At 71.1% G+C, this 26042-nt stretch carries 20 protein-coding genes; 11 read left to right on the forward strand and 9 right to left on the reverse strand.

All coding sequences use genetic code 11. The features are described from left to right. Positions 1–130: 130 nt before the first annotated feature. From ACJ7VY_RS10605 to ACJ7VY_RS10615, 3 genes are all read right to left on the reverse strand, one after another. Positions 131–1552, reverse strand: coding sequence for a pitrilysin family protein (locus ACJ7VY_RS10605; RefSeq protein WP_313247912.1), 1422 nt, complete (start codon positions 1550–1552; stop codon positions 131–133). Between the two features lie 10 nt (positions 1553–1562). Next, positions 1563–2930: a pitrilysin family protein gene (locus ACJ7VY_RS10610; RefSeq protein WP_321989005.1), complete on the reverse strand. Its 1368-nt coding sequence runs from the start codon at positions 2928–2930 to the stop codon at positions 1563–1565. A 106-nt stretch (positions 2931–3036) separates the two neighbouring features. Next, positions 3037–4347 (reverse strand): dicarboxylate/amino acid:cation symporter, encoded by a 1311-nt coding sequence (locus tag ACJ7VY_RS10615; RefSeq protein ID WP_161613599.1) that lies wholly within the window; start codon positions 4345–4347, stop codon positions 3037–3039. Positions 4348–4495: 148 nt separating this feature from the next. Between ACJ7VY_RS10615 and ACJ7VY_RS10620 the strand changes: the two genes are divergently transcribed. The 5 genes from ACJ7VY_RS10620 to ACJ7VY_RS10640 all read left to right on the forward strand — a co-directional run bounded on the left by ACJ7VY_RS10620 (position 4496) and on the right by ACJ7VY_RS10640 (position 9279). Then, the gene (locus tag ACJ7VY_RS10620; protein WP_161613598.1) at positions 4496–6193 is read left to right on the forward strand and encodes an alkaline phosphatase; all 1698 of its coding nucleotides are present in this window, start codon (positions 4496–4498) and stop codon (positions 6191–6193) included. Between the two features lie 188 nt (positions 6194–6381). Continuing rightward, positions 6382–6726 carry a WG repeat-containing protein gene (locus ACJ7VY_RS10625; RefSeq protein WP_409475589.1) on the forward strand — a complete coding sequence of 115 codons (345 nt, stop codon included), beginning with the start codon at positions 6382–6384 and terminating at the stop codon, positions 6724–6726. 94 nt (positions 6727–6820) lie between these two features. Beyond that, positions 6821–8119 carry a tRNA lysidine(34) synthetase TilS gene (gene tilS, locus ACJ7VY_RS10630; RefSeq protein ID WP_409475590.1) on the forward strand — a complete coding sequence of 433 codons (1299 nt, stop codon included), beginning with the start codon at positions 6821–6823 and terminating at the stop codon, positions 8117–8119. 31 nt (positions 8120–8150) lie between these two features. After that, the gene (locus tag ACJ7VY_RS10635) at positions 8151–8411 is read left to right on the forward strand and encodes an exodeoxyribonuclease VII small subunit (RefSeq protein WP_182334768.1); all 261 of its coding nucleotides are present in this window, start codon (positions 8151–8153) and stop codon (positions 8409–8411) included. Beyond that, the gene (locus ACJ7VY_RS10640) at positions 8401–9279 is read left to right on the forward strand and encodes a polyprenyl synthetase family protein (protein ID WP_409475591.1); all 879 of its coding nucleotides are present in this window, start codon (positions 8401–8403) and stop codon (positions 9277–9279) included. Before ACJ7VY_RS10635 ends, ACJ7VY_RS10640 begins: the two co-directional genes overlap by 11 nt. 102 nt (positions 9280–9381) lie before the next feature. Here ACJ7VY_RS10640 and ACJ7VY_RS10645 read toward each other — a convergent pair whose 3' ends face one another. Further along, on the reverse strand, positions 9382–9753 hold the full coding sequence (locus ACJ7VY_RS10645) for a DUF4870 domain-containing protein (RefSeq protein ID WP_272953921.1): 372 nt from the start codon (positions 9751–9753) through the stop codon (positions 9382–9384). Positions 9754–9848: 95 nt separating this feature from the next. After that, positions 9849–11216: a metalloprotease PmbA gene (gene pmbA / locus ACJ7VY_RS10650; RefSeq protein WP_409475592.1), complete on the reverse strand. Its 1368-nt coding sequence runs from the start codon at positions 11214–11216 to the stop codon at positions 9849–9851. A 195-nt stretch (positions 11217–11411) separates the two neighbouring features. Between pmbA and yjgA the strand changes: the two genes are divergently transcribed. Together yjgA and ACJ7VY_RS10660 are read left to right on the forward strand one after the other, a co-directional pair. After that, on the forward strand, positions 11412–11996 hold the full coding sequence (gene yjgA / locus ACJ7VY_RS10655; protein ID WP_409475593.1) for a ribosome biogenesis factor YjgA: 585 nt from the start codon (positions 11412–11414) through the stop codon (positions 11994–11996). 1 nt (position 11997) lies between these two features. After that, positions 11998–12732 (forward strand): hypothetical protein, encoded by a 735-nt coding sequence (locus ACJ7VY_RS10660; RefSeq protein ID WP_409475594.1) that lies wholly within the window; start codon positions 11998–12000, stop codon positions 12730–12732. 28 nt (positions 12733–12760) lie between these two features. On the opposite strand, the gene tldD is transcribed toward ACJ7VY_RS10660, so the two are convergent. From tldD to ACJ7VY_RS10680, 4 genes are all read right to left on the reverse strand, one after another. Further along, positions 12761–14221: a metalloprotease TldD gene (tldD, locus tag ACJ7VY_RS10665; protein WP_161613593.1), complete on the reverse strand. Its 1461-nt coding sequence runs from the start codon at positions 14219–14221 to the stop codon at positions 12761–12763. Between the two features lie 53 nt (positions 14222–14274). Next, positions 14275–18102, reverse strand: a complete 3828-nt coding sequence (locus ACJ7VY_RS10670; protein ID WP_313253446.1) for a YhdP family protein — start codon at positions 18100–18102, stop codon at positions 14275–14277. 130 nt (positions 18103–18232) lie between these two features. Next, positions 18233–19723 (reverse strand): ribonuclease G, encoded by a 1491-nt coding sequence (rng, locus tag ACJ7VY_RS10675; protein ID WP_161613591.1) that lies wholly within the window; start codon positions 19721–19723, stop codon positions 18233–18235. A gap of 4 nt (positions 19724–19727) precedes the next feature. Then, positions 19728–20303 (reverse strand): Maf family nucleotide pyrophosphatase, encoded by a 576-nt coding sequence (locus tag ACJ7VY_RS10680; protein ID WP_313247909.1) that lies wholly within the window; start codon positions 20301–20303, stop codon positions 19728–19730. A gap of 208 nt (positions 20304–20511) precedes the next feature. Between ACJ7VY_RS10680 and ACJ7VY_RS10685 the strand changes: the two genes are divergently transcribed. The 4 genes from ACJ7VY_RS10685 (at position 20512) to ACJ7VY_RS10700 (ending at position 25897) form a co-directional block, all read left to right on the forward strand. Further along, positions 20512–21246 carry an SIMPL domain-containing protein gene (locus ACJ7VY_RS10685; protein WP_161613589.1) on the forward strand — a complete coding sequence of 245 codons (735 nt, stop codon included), beginning with the start codon at positions 20512–20514 and terminating at the stop codon, positions 21244–21246. Positions 21247–21445: 199 nt separating this feature from the next. Beyond that, positions 21446–22108 (forward strand): energy transducer TonB, encoded by a 663-nt coding sequence (locus tag ACJ7VY_RS10690; RefSeq protein ID WP_313247908.1) that lies wholly within the window; start codon positions 21446–21448, stop codon positions 22106–22108. 183 nt (positions 22109–22291) lie between these two features. Continuing rightward, on the forward strand, positions 22292–25123 hold the full coding sequence (locus ACJ7VY_RS10695; protein WP_313253450.1) for a TonB-dependent receptor: 2832 nt from the start codon (positions 22292–22294) through the stop codon (positions 25121–25123). 453 nt (positions 25124–25576) lie between these two features. Continuing rightward, positions 25577–25897, forward strand: coding sequence for a hypothetical protein (locus ACJ7VY_RS10700; RefSeq protein WP_313253452.1), 321 nt, complete (start codon positions 25577–25579; stop codon positions 25895–25897). The last annotated feature ends 145 nt before the right edge of the window (positions 25898–26042 follow it).

The following is a 26042-nucleotide window of genomic DNA, read 5'->3' on the forward strand; positions in this document are numbered from 1 at the left end:
CGGCGTCCCGGGCTGCCTCTTGCAAAGCCGCGGCTCCGCCGCGGCTTTTTTCATGCCTGTCCCCGGATGGCGCCAGCCACCTGGCCGCCGTGTCTCCGGGCCGGAGTCGCTCCGGCCCGGATGGGGTGCCTCAGCGCTGCTCGACGCCGAACGGGCCGAACGGCTCCAGCTGCGGTGCGACCGCGTCGCGGTCACCGACCACGATCACCGATAGCGTCTCCGGTGCGTAGTAACGCGCGGCCACCGCCTGCAGTGCCGCCGCGTCCACCGCACGGATCCTGCCCACGTACTGGCCCAGGAACTCCGGCGGCAGCCCGGCGAGCCAGTTGCTGGCCAGGGTGCCGGCCACCGTGGCCTGCAACTGGTTGCTGATCAGGTAGCCGCCGGCGACATAGCGCTTGGTCGATTCCAGTTCGGCGGCCGGTACCGGCTCCTTGCCCAGCCGGTCGAACTCCTTCATGAACTCGTGCAGGGACGCGCCGGTGACCTCGTTGCGCACGTCGGCCGACGCCACCAGGTTGCCGCCGGCGCGCAGCGCCGCCAGGCCCGCGCCGGCACCGTAGGTGTAGCCCTTTTCCTCGCGCAGGTTCTGGTTGAGGCGGCTGCTGATGCCACTGCCCAGCACGGTGCTGGCCAGTTGCAGCGGCACGTAGTCCGGGTCGGTGGCGGCGATGGCCGGGCGCCCGATGCGGAAGGTCGACTGCACGCTGCCCGGGCGCGGCAGTATCGTGCGTTGCGCCGGGGCCTGGCGCGGCGCGGGCGCGGTGTCGGCGACCGCATCGCCCTGCCCCCGCCAGTCACCGAAGGCACGCTCGGCCTCGGCGAACGCGGTGGCGGCGTCGATCCGGCCGGTGATCACCAGCAGGCCATGCCCGGGGTGGAAGCGACGCGCGTGTTCGCGCTTGAGCGCGGCCGGGGTCAGCGCCGGCAAAGTGGCGTGGTCGAGCTGCGTGCGCGCATACGGGTGGTCGCCGTAGACCGCCTGCAGCAGCGCGCGCGAGGCACGGAAGCCCGGCTGCGCCTCGGCCGCCTTCAGCTCCTGGGCGGCATTGGCCCGGGCCAGTTCCACTTCGTTGTCGGCGAAGGCCGGGGTGCGGGCGACTTCGGCGAGCAGCGCCAGCATCGGCTTGGCCTGCGAGGCCAGTGCCGAGCCGCTCAGCAGCAGGCCGTCGACGCTGGCGACGGCGCTGACGCTGCCGCCCATGCCCTGGGCCAGCTCGGCGATCTGGCGCGCGTCGTGCGCCTGGGTGCCGGCGCTCAACAGCCGCGCAAGCACGGTGGCGAAGCCGGGCGTGGCGGCGGCATCGGCGGCCAGCCCGGCACCGCGCATGGCCAGCACGTAGTCCACGCGTGGCAGCCCGTTGCGGGGCACGACCCACACTTCCAGGCCATTGGCCAGGGTCCTGCGCGATATTTCGGGCACCGGCAGCGGTTTGTCGGCGGCATAGTCCGGCAGGCCGGCGGGCAGCGCCGCGGGGGCGGCGCCCGCGCCGGTCGGGGCGAGCGACAGGGCCAGGCCCATCGCGAGCAGGCAGGGTATCGGCTTGATCATGGCGGTGTCCTCACTTCTGCGCGGCGGGGGCCAGCATCGCCGCCGGCTTGCGGTCGATGACGGTGCGGTTGGCGGTGGTCAGGTAGGTGCGCGCGGCGCGCTGTACGTCGGCGGCGTCCACCGCTTCGATCCATCCCGGGATCCGGTTGACCACCTGGGCATCGCCCCACAGCGCCTGCAGCTTGGCCAGCGCGTCGGCGCGGTCCAGGAACATCTCCAGGCCGTCGTACCACTGCGCCAGCAACTGGGTCTTGACCCGCGCCAGCGTGGCCGCGTCCACGCCTTCGCTGGCGACCCGGGCGATCTCCGCGTCGATCCCGGACAGCACCGCGTCGGCGTCGTGGTCGGGCTTGTACATGGCGAACACCACGAACAGGGTGGGACCGTCGTACTCCCAGGCGCTGGTCAGGCCATAGAGCGAGTCGACGTTCAACGCCAGCTGGCGCTCCTTGACCAGACCCTGGTGCAGGCGCGAAGCCTCGCCATTGGCCAGCAGCGCGCCCAGCACCGCCATCGGCGCCTGGTCGCGGCTGCCGCGGTCGGGCATCTTCCAGCCCACCGCCAGCGCCGGCACCTGCGCCAGCGCATCTGACTGCTGCAGGCGGACCTCGCGGGTATTGAGCCCTTCGGTGTAATCCGGCCGCGGCGGCGTCGGCCGCGCCGGGATGTCGCCGAAGTAGCGTTTGGCCAGGGCGAAGCCCTGTTCCGGGGTGACGTCGCCGGCGATGGACAGCACCGCGTTGTTGGGGCCGTAGTAATCGCGGTGGAAGGCGCGCACGTCGTCGAGGCTGGCGTTCTCCAGATCGTGGAAGCTGCCGTAGCCGTCATGGTTGTTCTCCCACTTGGAGAACGCGTGCTGGCCGATGTCGATCCACATGAAGCCGCCATAGGGCTGGTTCTGGACGTTGTTGCGGATCTCCTCCTTGACCACGTCCTGCTGGTTCTTCAGCGTTTCCGGGTTGAAGTCCAACGTGCGCATCCGGTCCGCTTCCAGCCACAGCATCGGTTCCAGCGCCGAGACCGGCGCGGTTTCGATGTAGTTGGTGAAGTCGGCGCGGGTGGAGCCGTTGTTGCGGCCGCCACCGCCGGTGATCACGCTGTCGAACACGCCCTTGCGCGCCTGTGGCGTGCCCTGGAACATCAGGTGTTCGAACAGGTGCGCAAAACCCGTGCGGTTGCGCGGTTCCAGGCGCATGCCGACGCGGTAGACCACGCTGATCCCGACCACCGGCGCGCTGTGGTCCTCGGACACCACCACGGTCAGGCCGTTGTCGAGTTTCTCGACCGCCACCGGCACCCGCCACTGGTCGGCGTCGGCGGCAGCGGCCGTGCCGGCCAGCGCGCAGCCGGCCAGCAGGAGCATTCGTTGCAGCATCATGGAGCGACTCCTTTCGTTGTCATGGACGGGCCGGATGGCCGCCGCCCCCATGATGCACCCGCCTTGCGCGGATGGCCGTCCCCGGGCAGGCCCCGGCGACGGGCGGTCAGTCCACCCCGACGCCGGGACGGACCGGGGCGTCGTAGACCTGCCGGTCCAGCAGCCCGGTTTCCTTGGCCACGATCACCGGCACCACCATCTGTCCGGTGACGTTGGTCATGGTGCGCATCATGTCCAGCACGCGGTCAATGGCGTACAGGTAGCCGATGGTCTCCAGCGGCAGGTTGGCCGCGCTCAGCACCACGGTGGCCATGACCACCGCCGTACCCGGCACGCCGGCGGTGCCGAAGCTGCCCAGCACCGAAGCGATCAGCACCACCACGTACTGCTCCGGGGTCAGCGGCACCCCGGTGTACTGGGCGATGAACACCGCGCACAGCGCCGGGTAGATCGCACCGCAGCCGTCCATCTTGATGCTCGCGCCCAGCGGCACCGCGAACGACGCGTAGTCCTTGTTGACGCCCAGGTTGGCGGTGATCGAGCGCATCGCCGCCGGCATCGCCGCAAAGCTCGACGAGGCCACGAACGCCACCTGCATGCCCGGCGCAGCGCCGCGGAAGAACTTGATCGGGTTCAGCCCGTGGGCGAGCAGCAGGCCGCTGTAGACCACCACGATATGCAGCGCGCAGGCCACGTACAGCGCCAGCACGAAACTGCCCAGCGGCAGCAGCTTCTCGAAGCCATAACTGCCGACCAGGCCGGCGATCAGGCCGAAGGTGCCCAGCGGGGTCATCTCCAGCACGAAGCGGGTGACCTGGATCATGACCTCGCTCAGCTGCCCGGTGAGCCTGCGCGCCTCGCCGACCTTGTCGCCGAGCTTGACCATGGCGAAGCCGAGCAGGCCGGCGAAGAAGATCACCGGCAGGATCGAGCCGCGCCCGGCGGCCAACACGGTCTCGCCGGCGGCGTTGACCTTGGTACCGATGCCCGACAGCGCGTAGAACACGTTGGACGGCACCACGTCCATCAGCACCTTGGCCACCGACGGCACGTCGCGCGGGGTATAGGCGCTGTCCATGGCCAGGCTCAGGCCGCCGGTGCCCGGCTGCATCACCGTGCCCACGCCCAGCCCGACGCATACCGCCAGCGCCGCGGTGATGATGAACCACAGGAAGGTGCGCCCGCCCAGCGCCACCACCGATTTCTGCCCGTGCAGCGAGCCGATGGCGCTGATCACCGCGAAGAACACCAGCGGCACGGCGATCATCTTGATCAGGGTGACGTACAGCTCGCCCAGCGGGCCGAACCAGAGCTCGGCGGCCGGGCCCAGCGCCCAGCCGGCCAGCGCGCCAAGCACGAAGCCGCCTGCCACGCGCTGCCAGAACGGAATCCGCAACCAGGCAGAAACCAGCTTCATAGGGGAATCCGGGGACTTTTTTCAGGAACCGGCACGATAGCGCAAGCCCGCGGGCGGCACGACGCCAGCGCGGAAAAGCTGCGTGTCATCGGCATGCCTTTTCAGGATCGTCATAATGGCGGCCTGTTCCGGATTCATGGTCGATCGCATGCGCCACGCCCCTTCCCTGCTCGCCGCCCTGTCCACCCTGCTGCTCGGCGCCTGCGCCAGCACCGCCGCGCCCCGCGCGCCGCAGGCCCTCGCCGTCGAGGTGCCGGCGGTCAGCCACCCGCAGGGCGAGACGCCGCAATGGTGGTACCGCGCCGGCGCCGCGCAGGCCGCCGGCAATGGCGCCATGGCCGGCAAGGCGAAGAACGTGATCCTGTTCCTGGGCGACGGCATGAGCCTGACCACCGTGGCTGCCGCGCGCATCCTCGAGGGCCAGCGCCACGGCAACCCGGGCGAGGAGAACCTGCTGTCCTGGGAGCGCTTCCCGGCGACCGCCTTCAGCAAGACCTACAACACCGACTCGCAGACGCCGGACTCGGCCGGCACCATGACCGCCATCACCACTGGCGTGAAGACCCACATGGGCGCCATTGGCGTCAGCGCCGGCAGCCGCAGCGACTGCGCCGACAGCCTGGGCAAGCATGCGCTGACCTGGCTGCAGCTGGCCGACAGCGCCGGCATGGCCACCGGCGTGGTGTCCACCGCGCGCCTGACCCACGCCACCCCGGCGGCGACCTACGCGCATTCGCCCGACCGCAACTGGGAGAACGACACCGACGTGCCCGAGGCGGCCCGCGCCGCCGGCTGCGTGGACATCGCCCAGCAGTTGCTGTCGACCACGCGCTACGGCCGTGGCCCGCTGGTCGCGCTGGGCGGCGGCCGCGGCCAGTTCACCACCGTCAACGAGCAGGATCCGGAGTATGCCGACAAGGTCGGCCTGCGCCTGGACGGCCGCAACCTGGTGGCCGAATGGCAGGCCGCGCACCCGCAGGGCGCCTACGTGTGGAATGCCGCGCAGCTCAAGGCCGCGGCCGATGCCCCGGCGCTGCTGGGCCTGTTCGAGCCGGACCACATGCAGTACGAGCACGACCGCGCCCGCGACCCGGCCGGCGAGCCGTCGCTGGCCGAGCTGACCCGTGCGGCCATCGCCAACCTGTCCAGGCATCCGGAAGGCTATGTGCTGATGGTGGAGGGCGCGCGCATCGACCACGCCAACCACAGCGGCAATGCGGCGCGCGCACTGGGCGACACCATCGCCCTGTCCGATGCGGTGCGCGCGGCGGCCGAAGCGACCTCGGCCGATGACACCCTGATCATCGTCACCGCCGACCATTCGCACACGCTCAACTTCGTCGGCTACCCGGCGCGCGGCAACCCGATCCTGGGCAAGGTCAAGGACAAGGGCGGCGAGGACGGTGCCGGCGGCCTCGACCTGGCGCGCGACGCCACCGGCCTGCCCTACACCACGCTCAGCTATGCCAACGGTCCCGGCTACACCGGCGCCAGCAACCGCCAGCCGGCCGGCCCCAAGACCTTCCCGCACGCGCCCAGCAGCTACGAGCCGGCGCGCGGCCGCCCCGACCTGACCCACGTCGACACCGAGCACCCGGACTACATGCAGGAAGCGCTGGTCCCGGCCAAGGCCGAATCGCACGGCGGCGAGGACGTCGGCATCTGGGCGCGCGGCCCCGGCAGCACCGCGGTGCGCGGCACGCTGGAACAGAACGCCATCTACCACCTGATCGTGCAGGCCACCCCGCGCCTGCGCGAGCGCCTGTGTGAACAGGGCACCTGCGACGCGCAGGGCGTGCCGGTGGAACTGCCGCAGCCGGCGAAGTTCGAACGCAAGGCGCCGTAAACCACGCGCGACGGCACGCGTCGGGGCCAGCGACGGCACTGCTGTCGCTGGCCCTGCTGCCCGCCCCGGCCTGTGCCGGGGAGGCCTGCCATCGCCGCGACACCCAGCGCCTGGAGGTACTGCCCGGCTGCACGCAGACGGCGCCGGGCGCGCTCGCGCCCAGTGCCGGCGCACGGGCGCGGCTGCGCTTGGACGAAAACGGACTGGCCGCGCTGCAGGCCGGCAGCCAGGGCTATTACGTGCGCCGCGACGGCACCCACCTGCCGGTCATCACCTGCGACAACGGCCCGGACTACTTCGCCCAAGGCGTGGTCCGCGCGCGCGTGGACGGCCGGATCGGCTACTACGACACCCGCCTACAGCTGGCCTTCGCCGCGCGTTTCGACGGGGGCTTCCCCTTCCGGAACGGCAGCGTCGAGGTCTGCGACGGCTGCCGCGAAGGCGCGGCAGACGCCGGCGGCCGCACGGACATCGTCGGCGGCACCCGCTTGCGCATCCACCGGCAGGGCAACGCGCTGCCCGATTCGCCGTAGCGGACGGCGCCCGCCCGCGCGCCCGTCGCCCGACGTGCATGGCAGCGGGATGGACCTGCGCCCCCTCATCGGTGCGCCTCCTACAATGGCGCCGATGGAATCCTCCCTGCCACCGCTGCCGGACCTCACCACGCCCGTGCTGGTCGGTTTCAGCGGCGGGCTGGACTCGACCGTGCTGCTGCACCTGCTGGCGCACGCCCCGGCGGCGCGCGCGCTTGGCCTGCGCGCCGTGCACGTGCACCACGGGCTGCAGCCCGCCGCCGACGCCTGGGCCGCACACTGCCAGCGCGTCTGCGATCAATGGCAGGTGCCGCTGCAGGTGGTGCGCGTGCAGGTGGACGTGGCGGCCGGCGAAGGCCTGGAAGCCGCCGCGCGCCGCGCCCGCCACGCGGCGTTCGCCGGCCTGCTGCAGGCGGGCGAACGGCTGGCGCTGGCGCACCACCGCGACGACCAGGCCGAGACCTTCCTGCTGCGCGCCCTGCGCGGCTCGGGGGTGGAGGGACTGGCGGCGATGCGCGAATACCGCGAGTTCGGCGCCGGCCAGCTGTGGCGGCCGCTATTGCGCGTTCCGCGTGCCGCACTGGAAGCGCATGCGCGCCAGCACGGCCTGCCGTGGATCGACGACCCCAGCAACGGCGAGGACGCCTTCGACCGCAACTTCCTTCGCAACGCGGTGATGCCGCTGCTGGCCACGCGCTGGCCCGACGCGGCCGCCGTGTTCGCGCGCAGCGCCGCGCTCGCCGGCGAAGCCACGACCCTGCTGCAGGCGCAGGACGAACGATGGCTGCACGCCTGCCGTGATGGCGATGACGGCCACGCGCTGTCGGTCGCCGCGCTGGCGGCGCTGCCGGCGCCCGCCTGCGCCCGCGTGCTGCGCCTGTGGGCGCGGCAATGCGGCCTGCCACCGCTGCCGGGCCATGGCGTGGCCCGCATCCAGCACGACCTGCTCGGCGCCGGCCATGACCGGCAGGCGGAGTTCCGCTGGCAGCAGGCGCGCATCGTGCGCTGGCGCGACCGCCTGCAGGTCGCCGCCGTGTACCCGCCCTGGCCCGACGGCTGGCAGGCCGATTGGGACGGCCGCGCACCGCTGCCGCTGCCCGATGGCGGGGTACTGGCGCTGCATGGCGCGCCCGGCTTCGACGCGCCGCTGCAGGTACGCCAGCGCCGGGGCGGCGAGCGCATCCGCCTGCCCGGCCGCGCCCATTCGCACCTGCTCAAGCACCGCCTGCAGGCGTCGGACATCCCGCCGTGGCTGCGCCCGCAGCTGCCGCTGCTGTGCGACGGCACGCAGGTGCTCGCCGCCGGCGACGGCATCGTCGCCGCACCGTTGCGGGACTGGCTGCAGTCCCGCGGCGCGCAGCTGCGCTGGCAGCCCCCGGGCAGCGCGAATTGACCCGTCAGCGCCCGCCGCTCACACTTCCCCCATGCCCAAGAAGTCCCCCAACGAGACCTCGCCGGTCGCCCACTTCGAGCAGTCGCTGGAAGAGCTGGAGCAGCTGGTGCAGAAGATGGAAACCGGCGAGTTGAGCCTGGAACAGTCGCTGGCCGCCTACGAGCGCGGTGTCGGCCTGTACCGCCAGTGCCAGCAGGCGCTGGAGCAGGCGGAACTGCGCGTGCGCCTGCTCACCGATCCGGCGCAGCCGGAGAAATCCGAACCGTTCGAACAGGCCGGCGATGTCGACTGAGGCCCTGTTCGCCGGCTGGATCGAACGTACCGAACAGCACCTGCACGCCGCCCTGCCCGACCCCGACGCCGCGCCGCAGCGCCTGCACCAGGCCATGCGCTACGCCGTGCTGGGCGGCGGCAAGCGCATGCGGCCGCTGCTGGTGCGCGCCGCCGGCCACCTGTTCGCCGCCGACCCGGCGCTGCTCGACGCACCGGCCAGCGCGGTCGAGCTGATCCATGCCTATTCGCTGGTGCACGACGACCTGCCGGCGATGGACGACGACGCGCTGCGCCGTGGCCGTCCCACCACCCACGTCGCGTTCGACGAGGCCACCGCGATCCTGGCCGGCGATGCGCTGCAGACCCGCGCCTTCGAGCTGCTTGCCGACGCTCCGCTGCCACCGGCGCTGGCGGTGGCCTGCCTGCGCACCCTGGCCACCGCGTCCGGCGCGGCCGGCATGTGCGGTGGGCAGGCGCTGGACATCGACGCCACCGGCCGCCGGCAGCCATTGTCCGGCCTGGAACGCATGCACGCGCTCAAGACCGGCGCACTGATCCGCGCCGCGGTGCGCATGGGCGCACTGTGCGGTGGCGCCAGCGATGCCGAGCTGGCGCGGCTGGACGGCTTCGCCGACGCGCTGGGCCTGGCCTTCCAGGTACGCGACGACATCCTCGACGTCGAGGCCAGCTCCGAGCAGCTGGGCAAGACCGCCGGCAAGGACGCGGCGCAGGACAAGTCCACCTTCCCGGCACTGCTGGGCATGGACGGCACCAAGGCACGGCTGGAAGCGCTGGCGGTCGACATGCATGACGCGCTGGCACCGTTCGGTGCACGTGCCGACGCACTGTCGGCGCTGGCCGAGCTGGCGATCCGGCGCTCGCATTGAGGCCCCAGCGGGCACGCGCCGCAAGCGTCCGGCCACATGCACCCCGCAACGGAAAAGGCCCGGGAATCCCGGGCCTTTTCGCTACTGCTTGCTGCCGCCGGATTACTTGATCAGGCGCAGGGTGAACGGGTAACGGTAGGCTTCGCCCTTGTTCGCGGCGAGCGCTGCCATGATGGTCAGCACCAGCCACGCGATACCCACGACGATCAGCAGCAGGAAGCCGATCAGCACCAGCGTCAGGATGCCCGAGACGAACGCGGCGATGAACACGGTGATGTTGAAATTCAGCGCTTCCTTGCCCTGGTCGGCCACGAACGGCATCGTGTCCTTCTTGACCAGCCACACGATCAGCGGTCCCAGCAGATTGCCCAGGGGGATGACGATGCCGGCCAGTGCGGCCAGGTGCGCAAACATGCCCCATTGCTTTTCTTCGGCACTGACGCCGTTGGCCGCGGTGTTCTCGTAATCGCTCATGGTGTTTCCCTTTACCTTGGTCTGTGGAATGTGTGGGGTGCTGTCATCCGCGGTCCCCCGGAGTGCCCCGCAGCGGCGGCAGCCGAAGAATTACGTCACTCGTCGCCCGCGACCGTCATTGTCCCGACTAGGATCGATCCTGTCGAGATATGTGAACGCGGGTCGACGTCATTGCCCACCGCCTCGATGCTGGCGAACATCTGTTTCAGATTGCCTGCGATGGTGATGCCATCGACCGGCCAGGCGATCTGGCCGTTCTCGATCCAGAAACCGCTGGCGCCGCGCGAGTAGTCGCCGGTCACGCCGTTGACCCCCTGGCCCATCAGCTCGGTGACCAGCAGGCCGCTGCCCATACCCGAGAGCATGGAGCGCAGGTCGCCGGCATTGGCCGCGACCGCCAGGTTGTGCACGCCGCCGGCGTTGGCCGTGGTCTGCAGGCCCAGCCGGCGCGCCGAATAGCTGCCCAGGATGTAACGCTGCAGCACGCCGCCGCTGACCAGCGCCGAATCGCGCGTGGCCACGCCCTCGCCGTCGAACGCGCTCGAGCGCAGGCCGCGGCGCAGCCGCGGCCGCTCGTCGATGGCGAACCACTCCGGGAACAACCGCGTCCCGGCACTGTGGAGCAGGAAGCTGGCGCGCCGGTACAGCGCGCCGCCGGAAACGGCCGACAACAGGTGGCCGATCAGCGAGCGCGCCACTTCCGCGGCGAACAGCACCGGCACCTGCCCGGTCGCCAGCGAGCGCGGCTGCAGCCGTGCCAGGGTGCGCTCGGCCGCGCGGCGGCCGATGGCCTCCGGGTCCTGCAGGTCGGCACGGGCGATGGCGCTGCTGTACCAGCCGTCGCGCTGCATGCCGTCGCCCTGCCCGGCGATCAGCGCACAGCCGATGGAATGGTGGCTGCTGCGTTCGCGGCCGATGAAGCCATGCGAGTTGGCGTAGACCGACAGGCTCTGCGCGGTGGCCACCGAGGCGCCGTCGGAATTGGCGATGCGCGGATCGGCGCCACGCCCGGCCGCTTCGCAGGCCAGGGCCAGTTCCACCGCGTCATGCGCGTCCAGCGCCCACGGGTGCCAGGTGTCCAGATCGGGGAAGTCGCGCGCCATCAGCGCCGCGTCGGCCAGGCCCGCGGCCGCATCGTCTTCGGTGTGGCGGGCGATGGCGCAGGCCTGGGCCACGGTTGCCTCCAGGCTGCCGTCCTGCAGGTCGGCGGTGCTGGCGCTGCCCTTGCGCTGGCCGAAATACACGGTGACGGCGATGCCGCGGTCGTGGGTGGACTCGACCGTTTCCACTTCGCCCAGGCGGACATTCACGTCCAGCCCGCGGTCCTCGCTGCAGCTGACCTCGGCCTGGCTGGCACCCAGCGCGCGGGCCTTGTCCAGCAGCCGCTGCGAGATGCCGGCCAGGTGTTCGAGCCGCTGCAGGCTGTCGTCGGCGGCGAAGGTTCCGGTGGTGATGGTGTTCAATGCTTTATCCTTTCAACGAATCAGGCCGGAGCCGGCCGTTTCCTTCCCCGGCCGGGGAAGGTGGCGTGAAGCGCCGGATGCGGGTACGGGCCAGGCCCCATGCCACCCGGCATCGCGGGACTTTGCCCATGCCCTCCCCCCTCTCCCCGGTGGCAGAGGGGCACAACGGATCAACTTTAATCGAGTAACAAGGCAATGCGCGGACGCGACGAAGAGACCGGCGAATTTTTCAGCGAGAGCCGCAGCCAGAACCGGCGCGAGGCGCTGGAAGTACTGGCGCTGGGCGAGAAGCTGGTGGAACTGACGGCGGCGCAGCTGGCGCGCCTGCCGATCCCCGCCGACCTGCTGGAGCACATCGAGTACAGCAAGCGCATCACCTCGCATGGCGCGCGCAAGCGCCAGCTGGCGTTCCTGGCCAAGCAGATGCGCCGCGAGGACGACGCCACCCTGGACGCCATCCGCGACGCGATGGAAGCCAACAGCGAGACCTCCAAGCGCGCGGTGGCGCTGATGCACCGCATCGAGCGCTGGCGCGAGCGGCTGCTGGCCGAGGGCGACGCCGCCCTGGCCGAGCTGCTGGACGAGTACCCGGATGCCGACCGCCAGGCCCTGCGCACCCTGGTCCGCAATGCGCTGGCGGAGAAGGCCCGCAACAAGCCGCCGCGCGCGTACCGCGAGATCTACCAGGCGCTGCGCGAGCTGATGCTGCCGGCCCTGGCCGGCGCCGATGCCGAGCCGGACGCGGACGAAGCCGACGACACGGACCAGCCGACCGCCTGACATGCGCCGCGAATGGGCCCTGGCCATACTGCTGGCGGCGATGCTGCTGGCCGGCCTCGGGCTGCTGCTGCGGTCCGCGCTGGCGGGGTTCTACGGCAGCGTGCTCGGCGGGCTGTGCCTGGGCACGGCCGCGCTGCTGGGCACCACCGGGGTCGCCATTGCCGGCCTGTCGGCCATCCACCGCCGCTGCTCGCGGCGCACCTTCGCGCTGGCGCTGGCCTGCGCGCTGCTGCTGCCGCCGCTGGCGCTGGCCGCCGGCGTCCAGCTCAAGCTGCGCAGCGCCTATCTGGCCGTGGTGCCCTGGCAGCTGGACGTGCACGACATCGCCTACCGCAAGGAACAGCGCTGGGGCCTGCCGCTGCTCGCCCTGCCCGGCGACAACGAGACCGGCATCCGCGTCTTCCCGCTGCCACCGCGTGCGGCGCAGGCGCTGCGGCAGCACGGCATCGGCTACCTGCGCGGGTTGCCGGACATGCCGCTGCGCCTCGACGACCCGCGTACCCGCGGCCGCTACGGACCGTGGCATGAGACGCCGCTCGACGAAGACGCGCGCCGCCATGTCACCCGCCATTGCGCGCGGGACGAGGGCGGCTTCTGCATCAGCGTCGACGCCCGGGTCTGGGGCGCGGTGCAGCAGGCCACCTCCACCCCCGGCAGCTACTACGCCATCGGCCGCAGCGGGGTGATCGTCATCGACCCGGCGCGGCAACGGGTGATCTACATGTACAACGGCTAGGGCGGCGCGGTAGCCACCACGCCACGGCTCAGGCCTGGGTGCCACCCACGGTGAGCCCGTCGATCAGCAGCGACGGCTGGCCGACGCCGACCGGCACGCTCTGGCCGTCCTTGCCGCAGATGCCCACGCCTTCGTCCAGCGCCAGGTCGTTGCCGACCATGCGCACCTTCTGCATGGTTTCCGGGCCATTGCCGATCAATGTCGCGCCCTTGACCGGGGCGGTGATCCGGCCGTCCTCGATCAGGTAGGCCTCGGTCGCCGAGAACACGTACTTGCCGCTGGTGATGTCGACCTGGCCGCCACCGAAGTTGACCGCGTACAGGCCCTTCTTCACCGAGCGGATCATTTCCTGCGGGTCGTGGCTGCCGGCGCGCATGTAGGTGTTGGTCATGCGCGGCATGGTCAGGTGCGCGAACGATTCGCGGCGGCCGTTGCCGGTGGGCGCCACGCCCATCAGGCGCGCATTGAGCGTGTCCTGCATGTAGCCGACCAGGATGCCGTCCTCGATCAGCGTCGTGCACCGGGTCGGGGTGCCTTCGTCGTCGATGGTGAGCGAGCCGCGGCGGCCTTCCAGGGTGCCGTCGTCGACGATGGTCACGCCCGGGGCGGCGACGCGCTCGCCGATGCGGCCGGCGTACACGCTGGTGCCCTTGCGGTTGAAGTCGCCTTCCAGGCCGTGGCCGACCGCCTCGTGCAGCAGCACGCCCGGCCAGCCCGGCCCCAGCACCACCGGCATCACCCCGGCCGGCGCCGGGATCGCCTCCAGGTTGACCAGCGCCTGCCGCAGCGCTTCGCGGGCGAAGGCCTCGGGGCGGCCATCGGCGAACAGTTCCTGGTAGCCATGGCGGCCACCGCCACCGGCATAGCCGGACTCGCGGCGGCCGTCCTGTTCGACGATCACCTGCACGTTCAAGCGCACCAGCGGGCGCACGTCGGCGCCGAGCACGCCATCGCTGCGCGCGATCAGCACGGTATCGACGCCGCCGGACAGGCTCACCATCACCTGCTGCACGCGCGGGTCGGCCGCACGCAGGTAACGGTCCAGGCGCTTGAGCACCTCGACCTTGGCCTCGTTGCCGAGGCTGTCCACCGGATCCAGCGCCGGGTACAGCGGCCGGGTGGCCGGCGCGCGGGCCTGGCCGTGTGCCAGTGCGCGCGCGTCGCAGCTGCCGCCGTCGCGCGAGATCGCGCGTGCCGACTGCGCGGCGGCCAGCAGCGCCGCCGGCTGGATGTCGTCGGAATAGGCGAAACCGGTCTTCTCGCCGGCAATGGCGCGCACGCCCACGCCCTGCTCGATCGAATGGGCGCCGTCCTTGACGATGCCGTCCTCCACGCTCCAGCTTTCGCGCCGCGAGTGCTGGAAATACAGGTCGCCGAAATCCACCCCCGGGCCCAGCAGGGTGCCGAAGGTGCGGTCGAGGCGGGTGGCATCCAGCCCGGCCGGCAGCAGCAGGCGGGATTCGGCGAGCATCAGGGCGTTGTCGGTCATGGCTTTCCAGATGGGGGGCAGGCCACGGGTTCGCAAGCCTGCGGCAGCGTCGGTCAGGGGCTACCGGCGCCGGCCGGTTGCTGCGCCGGCGGCGGCAGGCGCGGGGCGTCGCGGTCGACCACTTCCACCTTCGGGTCGGACCACGGACCGGTGACACGATAGGTCCTGGCGCCGATCTCGCCCAGTGGCTTGCCCAGCACCGCATTGGCGGCCGCTCCGACCGCCGCGCCCACCGGGCCGCCGGCGACCGCGCCGACCACGGTGAGCAGGTTGCCCGAGCGCGGGTTGACCTCGACGGTCTGGTCGAACCGCTGCGCGCGCAGGTCGGCCTGGCCGCGGATGGTGATGTCCGCCGCCGGCCCCTGCATGCCGATGCGGTCGGTGCGGGCCAGGCCGTCGCCGAACGCGACGCGGCCCTCGGCATGGTTGAACGCCAGGCCCTTGGAGAAGAAGTCGCGGAAATCCAGCAGCAGCCGGCGCGGCAGCTGGGCGACGCTGAGCAGGCCCAGCACCCGTCCCGCCCCCGGTTCGACCTCCAGGATCTGGCCGTTGCGGATATCGATGTCCAGGGTGCCTTCCAGCCCGGCCAGGTTGAACGCGGCCGGCGCGCCATCCCAGCCGGCGTTGAACTGCAACTGTCCCTGGCCACCGCGCAACTGCCCGCCATAGCCGAGGTTGTCCAGCAGCCCGCCCAGGTTCTCGCTGCGCACGGCCGCCTCGAACCGGGTCCGCGCCTGGGCGCCGGTGCCGCGCCATTGCCCGGTCACGTCGATGGCCTGCTTCGGCGAGCGGAACTGCAGTTGCGACACCTGCAGGCCGTCGGCCAGCGGGCGGGTGCGCAGCGTGGTCTGTCCCAGTTCGGCCTTGCCGAAGGACAGGTCGCCGATGTCCAGCGCCAGCGGCGGCACCCTGGCCGGGTCCACCGGGTCCGCGGGACGGTCGCCGGCCTCGCCGGCCACGGCCGTGGCCGCCTGCCAGTGCACCCGCGCCAGGGTACCGCTGACGGTGCCGCCCTCGGCCGCGGGGAACGACAGGTCGCCGGCCAGCGACGGCCCTTCCAGCTGCACCGCCACCGCGTCCTTGCCCGGGCGCAGGCGCAGCCGGGTCTGCTCGAAGCGGCCGCCGACCAGCAGCAACTGGTCGGCCAGCACGTCCACCTGCTTCAGCGCCACGCCGTCGGCATCGGCGCCGCCCGCGCCGCCCTGCCCGCGCGCCAGGCCGATCCATTCCAGCGCGTCCAGCGACGGCGTGCGCCCGTCCACCACCAGGCCGTCGGCCGGCGGCTCGCGGCTGACCCGGTCGCTGCCCAGGGTCACCTGTACGCCGGTACGGCCGTTGTGCGTGCGCGCGGCCAGCGCCAGGCGCCGGCCGAAGGCGACTTCGGTGGTGCCGCTGCCCAGCGGCAGGCTGGCGGTGACCCGGGTCGGCAGGGTGTCGGCGGCCGGCTTGTCCAGCGGCGCCGGCAACTGCAGCCGCGTGCCCTGCAGGTCCGAGCGCAGGCTGAGCGTGGTCGGCGGCGCGACACGGCTGCCGGCCGCTGCCTTGGGCAGGGCCACGCCGATGGTCCAGCGCGAGGTGCCGTGCACGTAGGGCTGCAGCCATTTCAGCTCCGGCGCGCGGTCCAGCAGATCGCTGGCGGCCAGCGAAGACGTCAGCTCGGCCTCGAACGCATTGCCGGGATCGCCCACCGGGCTGCCGGCGCTGAGCGACAGCACGCCGTCGTGCTCGCGGTGCCTGACCTGCAGCGCGGTCGCGCGGAAGCCGTCACTGGCGTACTCGGCCTTGCCGCGCACGTTGTCGAAACGCAGGTCCCAGCGGCGGTCGGCCAGGGTCGCGCCGCGCAGCTCCACGGTACCGCTGACCTGGCCCTCGCCGCCGCGCAGCGGCAGCGACAGGCCGAAATCGACCGCGGCCGGGCCGTTGGCACTGAGCGCATCCAGGGTTTCGCCGTAGCTGCCCTGCAGCGGGCTCTGCCGCAGCAGTGCCAGCAGGTGCCCGCTGTCGTCGAGCGTGCGCGCGTCCACTTTCAGGCGCGATTCGTGGAAATCGGCGATGCCGGCACGGAAGGCATCGACCTTGACCCCGCCGAGACTGCCCTTGCCCTGCAGCGCGAAGCCATTGGCGATGAAGGTGATATCGGCATCCACGCCGCTCATCGCCGGCCAGCCGTGCGAGAAGCGCAGGGTGCCGTTGTCGATGCGGCCGCCGGCCTCGAAGCGGCCATCATTGCCATCGAACGGCCAGTCGTCGAGGTCGCCCACGGCCAGGCCGACGCCACCGCGCAGCTGCCCGTCGACCAGCGCGCCGTCCAGCCAGTCCACCGCGGCCTGGCTCATGTGCGAGCGCACCCAGAACCCCTTGGCCGCGGTGATCGGCACGTCGTCCAGCTGCGCGGCCAGGCTGATCCACGGCCGCGTGCCGTCGCCCTGGAACCACAGGCCGCCGCGCACGTTGGCCGCGTAGTCGTTGCCCTGCACGCGCATGGCCGGCGTGGCGACGTGCCAGCCGGCGCCTTCGCGCCAGACCACTGCCTGGCCGTCCAGCTTCAGGGTGTGGACGACCCCGAACCCGGTCGGCCAGTCGAAGCGCAGCGGATGCGCCGGCTGCAGCCGCAGCGCCACCGCCTGGCCATCACCCTCGAAGCGCCCGCGCAGGCCGCTCAGCCCCGGGCTGCCCGCGACCGCCGCGAACGCGGCTTCCTCCAGCTCGCCGGCGCCGTGCATGGCCCCGCCCGCCTGCCCGGCGATATCCACGTCGGCGAAGCGCAGCACCGGCGCGGCGCGGTACAGCCAGTGGCGCAGTCCCGGTTCCACGGCGTCGCTGAGCGCGGCCACGCGCAGCAATGGCGTCGCGTCGATGCGCCGCCCGCGCAGCGCGAATTCGCGCCCGCCGCCCAGGTGCAGGCCGTCGAGCACCTGGCTGCCGGCCGTGCCGGTGGCCACCCGCAACTGCGGCGCATCCACGTACCAGCGGTCACCGTCCTGGCGCCAGCGCGCGCGCAGCCGCAGGCTGTCGAAGCCGGCGACCGGTGGCTTGCCGCCGGCGGCGAAGGGCGCGCCGGCCAGTTCCAGCCGCTCCAGCGTGGCATCGGCGATGACCGACGCCACGCGGTGGTCGTTCAGCGCCACCCAGGTGCGGATCGTGCCGGTGCCGCGGCGCACGTCCAGGCCACCGACGTGCAGCAGCGCGCGCCAGGCCGACAGGTCGGCAGGCGCCGCCGCGATCCAGGCGGTGCCATCGCCACGCTGGCGCTGGAAATCGACCACCGCGGTCACCGGCGCGGCATCGTGGGCGATCCAGGCCCGCGCACCCGCGCGGATGCGGTCGCCGTCCACGCGCAGGCGCAGGTCGATGCGCGGCAGTTCGGTGTCCAGCCCGAGCGACGGCGCGTCGAGCCGCAGGCGGCCGCCGATCACCTGCAGCTCGCCCAGCCGGCGCACGGTTTCCATCGGATCGCCGGCGGCGGCGGCAGTGGGCAGGCCGCGCACCGACCAGCGGCCATCGTCGGCCCGCTGCAGGGTCAGCGCCAGCCCGCGCAGGCGCAGTTCGGTCAACGGCGCGCCGGGCAGCAGCCCGGAATACAGCGATACCAGCACCTCGGCCTGGCCGATGCGCACGCCTTCGCCCTGGCCGATGCGCAGGCCATCGAGCCGCAACAGCGGGCCGCGGCGGGTCCAGGCGGTGTCCAGGTGGTCGAACGCCACCGGCTGGCCGGCGCGCGCGCTCAGCCAGGCCGCGACCTTGTCCGGGTGCCGCTCCACCAGCGGCAGCAACTGGTTGAGGCTGCCCACCAGCACGGCCACGACCACCAGCAGCACGGCCAGCGCATAGATCGCATGGCGGCGCAGGTGGCGGAGACGGTAGCGCGACAGCACGGGCATCGGGTTCGGGGCCGGGGATCAGGGGCCAGGGGTCAGCAGGCAGCCGGGGCGGTCACCTGCGGCACGCAGCGGGCCACATTGCCACACGGGCAATGAACGCGGCCCGTTCCGCCGCGGCGCCGGCCCCCGCTCACAGCAGGACCACGTCGAACTGTTCCTGCAGGTACTGGTCGTCGGCCTGGAAGCGGATGCTCTTGCCCAGGAATTCCTCCAGCTCGGCCACCGCCGCCGATTCCTCGTCGGTGATGCGCGCCACCACCTTGGTCGAGGCGATCACCAGCAGCCGCGCGGCGTCGAACTGGCGCACGGCGCGGGTGATCTCGCGGAAGATCTCGTAGGTGACCGTCTCGGTGGTCTTGATGCTGCCGCGCCCGCCGCATTCCGGGCACGGTTCGGACAGCTGCCGCTCCAGGCTCTCGACCGTGCGCTTGCGGGTCATCTCCACCAGCCCCAGCGGCGAGAAGTCGTAGACGGTGGTCTTGGCATGGTCGCGCGCCAGCGATTTCTCCAGCGTGCGCAGGACCTGGCGGCGGTGCTCCGGATCGACCATGTCGATGAAGTCGATGATGATGATGCCGCCCAGGTTGCGCAGCCGCAGCTGCCGCGCCACCGACTGCGCCGCCTCCAGGTTGGTGCGGAACACCGTCTCCTCCAGGTTGCGCTGGCCGAGGAAGGAGCCGGTGTTGACGTCGATGGTGGTCATCGCCTCGGTCTGGTCGATGACCAGGTAACCGCCGGACTTGAGCGGCACCTGCTTGTCCAGCGCGCGTCCGATCTCGTCCTCCACCCCGTACAGGTCGAAGATCGGGCGATCACCGGTGTACAGCTCCAGCTTCTCGGCCAGCACCGGCATGTACTTGGCGACGAACGCCTGCAGCTGGCCGAAGGTTTCCTTCGAGTCCACCTTCACCTTTTCCACGTCCTTGCGGATCAGGTCGCGCACCGAGCGCAGCGGCAGGCTCAGGTCCTCGTAGATGATGCTGCGCGGCGGCGCCTCGCGGCCGCGGCGCTCGACCACGTTCCACACCCGCGACAGGTAGGAGATGTCCTCGGCCAGCGCCTCGGCCGGCTGGCCTTCGGCGTTGGTGCGCACGATGTAGCCATAGCCGCCGTGCTGGGCGGATATCTCGGTGACCAGCGCCTTGAGCCGCGCACGCTCGGCCTCGTCCTCGATCCGCGCCGACACCCCAACCATCTTCGACTGCGGCAGCAGCACGAGGTAGCGCGAGGGAATGCTGACCTGGGTGGTCAGGCGCGCGCCCTTGCTGCCGATCGGGTCCTTGACCACCTGCACCACCACGTCCTGGCCGTCGCGCAGCAGCTCGACGATCGGCACCGAGGACGGCAGCGGCAGGCTGGGCGCGGTTTCCTCGGTGTCGGCGGCCACCGGGGCCGGCCGCACCACGTCGTTGGCATGCAGGAACGCGGCGCGCTCCAGCCCGACCTCGACGAATGCCGCCTGCATGCCCGGCATCACCCGCTGCACCCGGCCCTTGTAGATGTTGCCGACCACGCCGCGGCGCCAGCCACGCTCGATGTGCAGCTCCTGCAGCATGCCGTTCTCGATCACCGCCACCCGGGTCTCGCGCGGGGTGACGTTCACCAGTATTTCCTCGGACATCGGTTCAATCCTTCCCGGTCACGCCAAACCCGCGCAGCAGCGCGGCGGTCTGCTGCAGCGGCAGCCCCATCACGCCCGAATAGCTCCCCGCCAGCCGGCTGATCCAGCGTTCGGCGCCCCCCTGTATGGCATAGGCGCCGGCCTTGCCCATCGGCTCGCCACTGGCGACATAGGCGGCGATCTCGTCCTCGGCCATCGCCGCGAACGTCACCTCCGATTCGACCACCACCTGTGCCTCGCGGGTGGGCGCCGCCAGGGCCACCGCGGTGATCACCCGGTGGGTGCGCCCGGCCAGCGAGCGCAGCATCGCCGCGGCGTCGGCGGCATCGACGGGCTTGCCGTAGACGCGGTCGCCCAGCACCACTTCGGTGTCGGAACCGAGTACCACCGGCTGCGGGTCGTCGTCGACCTGCGCCAGCCCGGCGCGCGCCTTGTCCATGGCGACCCGGCGCACATAGGCCAGCGGCGATTCGTCGGCGCCCCGGCATTCCGGGACCTCCAGGTCGAGCGCGCGGAACGGGATGTCCAGCCGCGCGAGCAGTTCGTTGCGACGGGGGGAGCGGGAAGCAAGATAGAGCATCGGCGAAGCATAACCTGCGCCCGTTGCGGCCGCGCCTGTCATCGGCGGCGCATGACCATGCTCGCCATGGCGGGGCGTTAGCACCTACGCTGGGACGGTCGCCCCCTGAACGACCGGCAACACCCCCGCCGCGGCCCCGACCCCGCGTGGCCTCACCGCCCGTTCATCACCACCGCACCACCCTCGCATCCGTCCAAGGAGGATCCACATGCGCCATTCCACCCTCGCCCCGCTGCTGCTCGCCCTGTCTTTCGCTTCGGGAGCCCCGATGACCGCCCACGCCCAGAACGCCCCGGCCGTCGTGGCCAGCGACGCGACCCTGCTGAACATCTCCGCCCAGGCCGAAGCCCGGCGCGTCCCCGACGTGGCCACGCTGTCGGCCGGCGTGGTCACCCAGGCCGCCGACGGCAATACCGCCATGCGCGAGAACGCGGTGCAGATGGACAAGGTGATGGCCGCGATCAGGGCCGCCGGCATCGCCGAGCGCGACATCCAGACCAGCGGCGTCAACCTCAACCCGCAGTACCGCTACGCCGACAACGAGGCGCCGAAGATCACCGGCTACCAGGCCAGCAACACCGTCAGCCTGAAAGTGCGCGACATCACCAAGCTGGGCAAGGTGCTCGACAGCCTGGCCGCGCAGGGCGCCAACCAGATCAACGGCCCCAGCTTCGAGATCGACCAGCCCGAGCCGGTCTATGACGAGGCCCGCCTGGCCGCGCTGAAGAAGGCCCAGGCCCGCGCCGAGACCTACGCCAAGTCGCTGGGCCTGCGCGTGCGCCGCATCGTCAGCATCTCCGAAGGCAGCAGTGGCGGCTTCCGCCCGCCGATGCCGATGATGGCGATGGCGCGTGCCGGCAAGGCCGAAATGGATACCGCGGTGGCCCCGGGCGAGACCACGCTGTCGGTCAACCTGGACGTGGTGTTCGAACTGGGCCGCTGAACCCAGGGGCACCCGGCCTTCCGGAAAACGGCGCCTGCGGGCGCCGTTTTGCTGTCTGCTGGCTGACCGGAAAACCCGCCCCCGCTTGCCGGATCGTGGATTTGCGGGCGCACTGGGTCCACGCGGGCCGGACCGATGCAACCCCGTCCCGCGCCACCGAGCGTTGTATCCGGCACACGCCCCTGCATGGAGGTGGTACATGGTCCGCACGCATTCCGGCACTTCCCCGATCCGTTTCGACACCTCCCGCATCCTCGCCTACAGCACGGCCATCGCGCTGCATGCGCTGGCGGCGGGGCTGCTGCTGATTCCGCTGTCGCAGGCCCCCATCCGCAACGATGCCGTCCGCCAGGAGCCACGCTGGCAATTGCCGGAGATCGTCCCGGTGGTGCCAGTGCCACCGCCGACGGAAGTCCCGGTAGTCAGCCACACCCCGCCGCCGACCCGCCACGCCCTGCCGGCCCCGGTGGAGGACGCGCCGATGCCGGTCTTCGCCACCGAGGCGGTCATCGCGCCACCGGCCGCGGCCGTCGCGCCGACCGATACCGCCGCGGTGGCCGATTCGGTCGCCCCGCCAGCGCCACTGGCGGGCGTGCAGCTGCGCTACCTGCATGCGCCGGCCCCGACCTACCCGCGTGACGCGCTGCGCGTCGGCGCGCAGGGCACGGTGATCCTGCGCGTGCTGGTCGACGTCGACGGCTCGCCGCTGGAAGTGCGCGTGGAGCGCAGCAGCGGCAACCGCAGCCTGGACAACGCCGCGCGCACCCAGGTACTGCGGCAGTGGAAGTTCCAGCCGGCCATCGACAACGGCCGGCCGGTGCAGGCCTATGGCCTGGTGCCGGTGGATTTCAAGCTGAATTGAGCCCGTCCCCGGACCGCCGGGAAGCGCCCCGCCGCGCTTCCCGGCGGGCACCGGCGTGAAGGCGCGCGTATTAATCCATTTTTCACGATCACCTCACCTGGGGAAAACATAGATTCGCGGCCGTCGATGTCCCTGGCCGCCGGTCCGGCGGTCGCCTGCCGCAGTTCCCTTGGAGAGAAGACTGTGAAACATCCGACCCATCGGCAGCCCGCCTGCCGCCCGAACCGTCTCTGCGCCGGCATTGCCACCAGCCTCGCGCGCCTGTTGCTGGTCCCGGCCACGCTGGCCGTCGCCGCCCCGGCCGCACTCGCGCAGAGCGCTGCGAATGAGAAGCCCACCAACCTCGACCGCATCACCGTCACCGGTTCCAACATCCCGCGGGTCACCACCGAGACCGCTTCGCCGGTGCAGGTGATCACCCGCCAGGAGATCGACCGCACCGGCAAGGCCACCATCGGCGAGTACCTGCAGACCCTGACCAGCGACGGCGCCGGCTCCATCCCCAAGAGCTTCGGCACCGGCTTCGCCGGCGGCGGCTCCGGCATCTCGCTGCGCGGCCTCGGCGCGGCCTCGACCCTGGTGCTGCTCAATGGCCGCCGCATGGCGCCCTACGGCCTGGCCGACGATGGCCAGAAGGTGTTCACCGACCTCAGCGTGATCCCGATGGACGCGGTCGAGCGGGTGGAGGTGCTGAAGGACGGCGCCTCGGCCATCTATGGCTCGGACGCCATCGCCGGCGTGGTCAACATCATCCTGCGCAACGACTTCACCGGCGCCATCGCCAAGGCGTCCTATGGCATGTCCGGCGACAGCGACGGCAATGCCCGCCGCGGTTCGCTGACCGCGGGCATCGGCAGCCTCGCCGAGGACGGCTTCAACGCCTTCATCAGCCTCGACGTCAGCAAGACCGACGGCATCCGCATCTCCGACCGCCGCAACCGCAAGTGGATCGGCAACGGCGACCTCAGCCCCTACGGCTACGACCGCGTCGCCGGCGGCCAGAACTTCCCGCTCAACGGCGCCATCACCGCCGGCGGCACCGTGGCCGGCAATTCCCCGGCGGGCAGCATCCGCGATCCGTTGACCGGGCTGTACCAGTCGCTGCCGGGCTGCGCACAATTCTCCAGCATCACCCCGGCCGACCCCGGTGGCGGCTGCCTGTGGGAAACCCAGGACTTCCGCAGCCTGAGCCCGAGCGAGGAGTTCGGCAACCTGTTCGCGCGCGGTACGTTCGCGCTGTCGGACAACTTCGAGCTGTACGGCGAGTTCGGCTACTCGAAGAAGAAAACCGAGTTCTACAACACGCCCAGCGGCGTCTCCGGTTCCTGGGGCTATCCGGGCGGGCCGGTCAACGCCAGCAGCGGCGCCGGCGCCACCGTGCTCGGCGCCGCGCACCCGGACAACCCGCTGGGCGCCAACGCGCGGCTGCGCTACGCCGCGTTCGACGTGGGCCCGCGCGTGACCCGCAACACCAACGAGTTCACCCGCTTCCTGGTCGGCATGAAGGGCACCGTGGGCGACTGGGACATCGACACCGCCTACCTGCACTCGGCCACGCAGCTGGTCAACGAGCGCACCGGCTTCCTGCGCTACAGCCACGTGCGCACCGCGCTGTCCGACCCGAACAGCCCGGTCGGCTGGTGGCGCCTGGGGGCCAACGCCGGGCTCAACTCGCAGGCCCTGTACGACTACATTTCGCCCACGATCCATGCCAACGCCAACACCAGCCTGGACATGATCGACTTCAAGGCGTCGCGCACCCTCACCGAGCTGCGCGGCGGCCCGCTGGGGCTGGCTTTCGGCGCCGAGTACCGGCGGCAGAAGGCGCAGCTCGATCCGCAGACCTACACCGATATCGGCGACATCATCGGCCTGGGCTATTCGGCCTACAAGGGCACCCAGAAAGTAACCGTCGGCTACGTGGAAATGGTGGCGCCGGTGCTGCCGTCGCTGGAACTTTCCGGCGCCTTCCGCGTGGACAAGTACCAGGGTGGCGACACCGCGAGCACGCCCAAGCTCGGCGTGAAGTGGACCCCGGCCGAATGGATCGCGCTGCGCGCCACCTACGCCGAGGGCTTCCGCGCCCCGGGCGCGGCCGAAGCGGGCGATGGCGGGCTGGCGGCGTTCAGCACCGCACGCGACCCGGTGCGCTGCCCCGGCGGCACCCCGGCGCCCGGCGCCACCGCGGCGGACTGCGCGGTCAACCTGGCGATCATCACCTCGGCCAACCCCAACCTGAAGCCGGAGAAGTCCAAGAGCTACACCGCCGGCCTGGTGCTGGACCCGACCTCGACCACCACGCTGACCTTCGATGCCTGGCAGATCAAGCGCACCAACGAGATCAACCAGGGCGATACCGACCAGGCCCTGGCCGCCGGCCGCGGCGTGCGCTCGGACAACGACCTGCCGGGCATCCCCAACAGCGGCAGCCTGCTGGCGGTGAGCGTGGACTACATCAACTCGGCGCAGACCACGGTGCGTGGTTTCGACTTCGACATCCGCCAGCGCGTGCCGCTGGGCGACTACGGCAAGCTGGTGGCGGACCTGCAGTGGACTCGGATCAACTCGTTCAAGCGCGATGACGGCGCCGGCGCGGTGTACGAGTACGCCGGCACCCACGGCAACTGCGACGTGACCAACTGCATCGGCACGCCCAAGGACCGCCTCAACCTCGGCCTGACCTGGGACATGGACCGCTTCAGCGTCAGCGCCATCGCCAACTACATCGGCAGCCTCGACAACGTCGCGTTCAAGGGCGACAGCTGCGCCAACCACTTCACCGACGGCAGCGATGCCCCGGACGGCTGCAAGCTGCCGTCGTTCTACAGCATCGACCTGTCCGGGCGCTGGCGCGTCACCGATGCGTTCGAGGTGTTCGGCTCGGTGCAGAACCTGACCGACCGCATCGCCCCGCTCGATCCGCTGACCTATGGCGCGGTCAACTACAACCCGCTGCACTACAGCGGCGCCATCGGCCGTTACTACACGCTGGGCGCGAAGTACACGTTCAACTGACCGGCCACGGATCGCCGGCTGCACAGGCCCGGGCATGCCCGGGCCTGTGCATTTCCAGCCGGCAGCGCGCGCGCAACGAAAAAGGCCTGCATCTTGCGATGCAGGCCTTCGAATCTGGCGCCCGAAGTTGGAAGTTTCAGATTCTGCTGGGCGCCTACTTCCTTGTTTCCGGCAGAAGTCCTGCGCCAAGAGCACTTGATTCTCGGTGTTGCTGTCAGCAGCGTGCTGGCACCTTCGTCGAAATGCAAAGTTACGTGTCCACCGTATTCTGGATGCATAGAGCTGAAGGCACTGGCCCGTCGTTGCCAGAACATCCGGCGCACCCTCGATCATGCGATCAGCCGTAACCTGGCGGCCTCGATGGTTCATGGAAAGAGGCGTTCGCAGCAACGGCTCGCGTGCTTGCAGAGATCAGGCGCAGATGCCGCCTCCTACCGGCTCTCGGTCAACCGCATGCTCACCGAGCGTGGCACGGCCGACACCGAGCATCTCGAGGAAACCATCGCAGCGGCAACCACGCGTTCGATCAGCGACCAACGGGTGTGCCACGTGGCGATGCCACTCACCCATGCGTGGTTGGTGGCGATGATCGATCGGGAGCAAGCATGTGCGTTCGGCCCGGACGATGCACTCGACCGCATCTGCAGCGCGGCTCAAGACCACGCGCTCACGTTGTATGGGTTGCAGAAGAAACACTGGGCGCGAACCGCGCGCCAACGCCGCTGGCACCTGATGCCAGTGGTCATTGGTGCGGAAGGACAACGCAACGCCTGAAGCTGCTGAGCATGTCGAGATTGTGGCTATCGCAGATCGCATCTGGCTTGACGACCGAGGGTGCAGCAAGAACGCACGTGGCGGCAGCATTTGCATCAATGCGTTGCGACAGAACGAAGCCAACGCGACCGATGTCCAAAACTCT

This window comes from Stenotrophomonas sp. Y-13 (genome assembly GCF_046267925.1).
GTDB classification, from domain to species: Bacteria; Pseudomonadota; Gammaproteobacteria; order Xanthomonadales; family Xanthomonadaceae; genus Stenotrophomonas; species Stenotrophomonas acidaminiphila_A.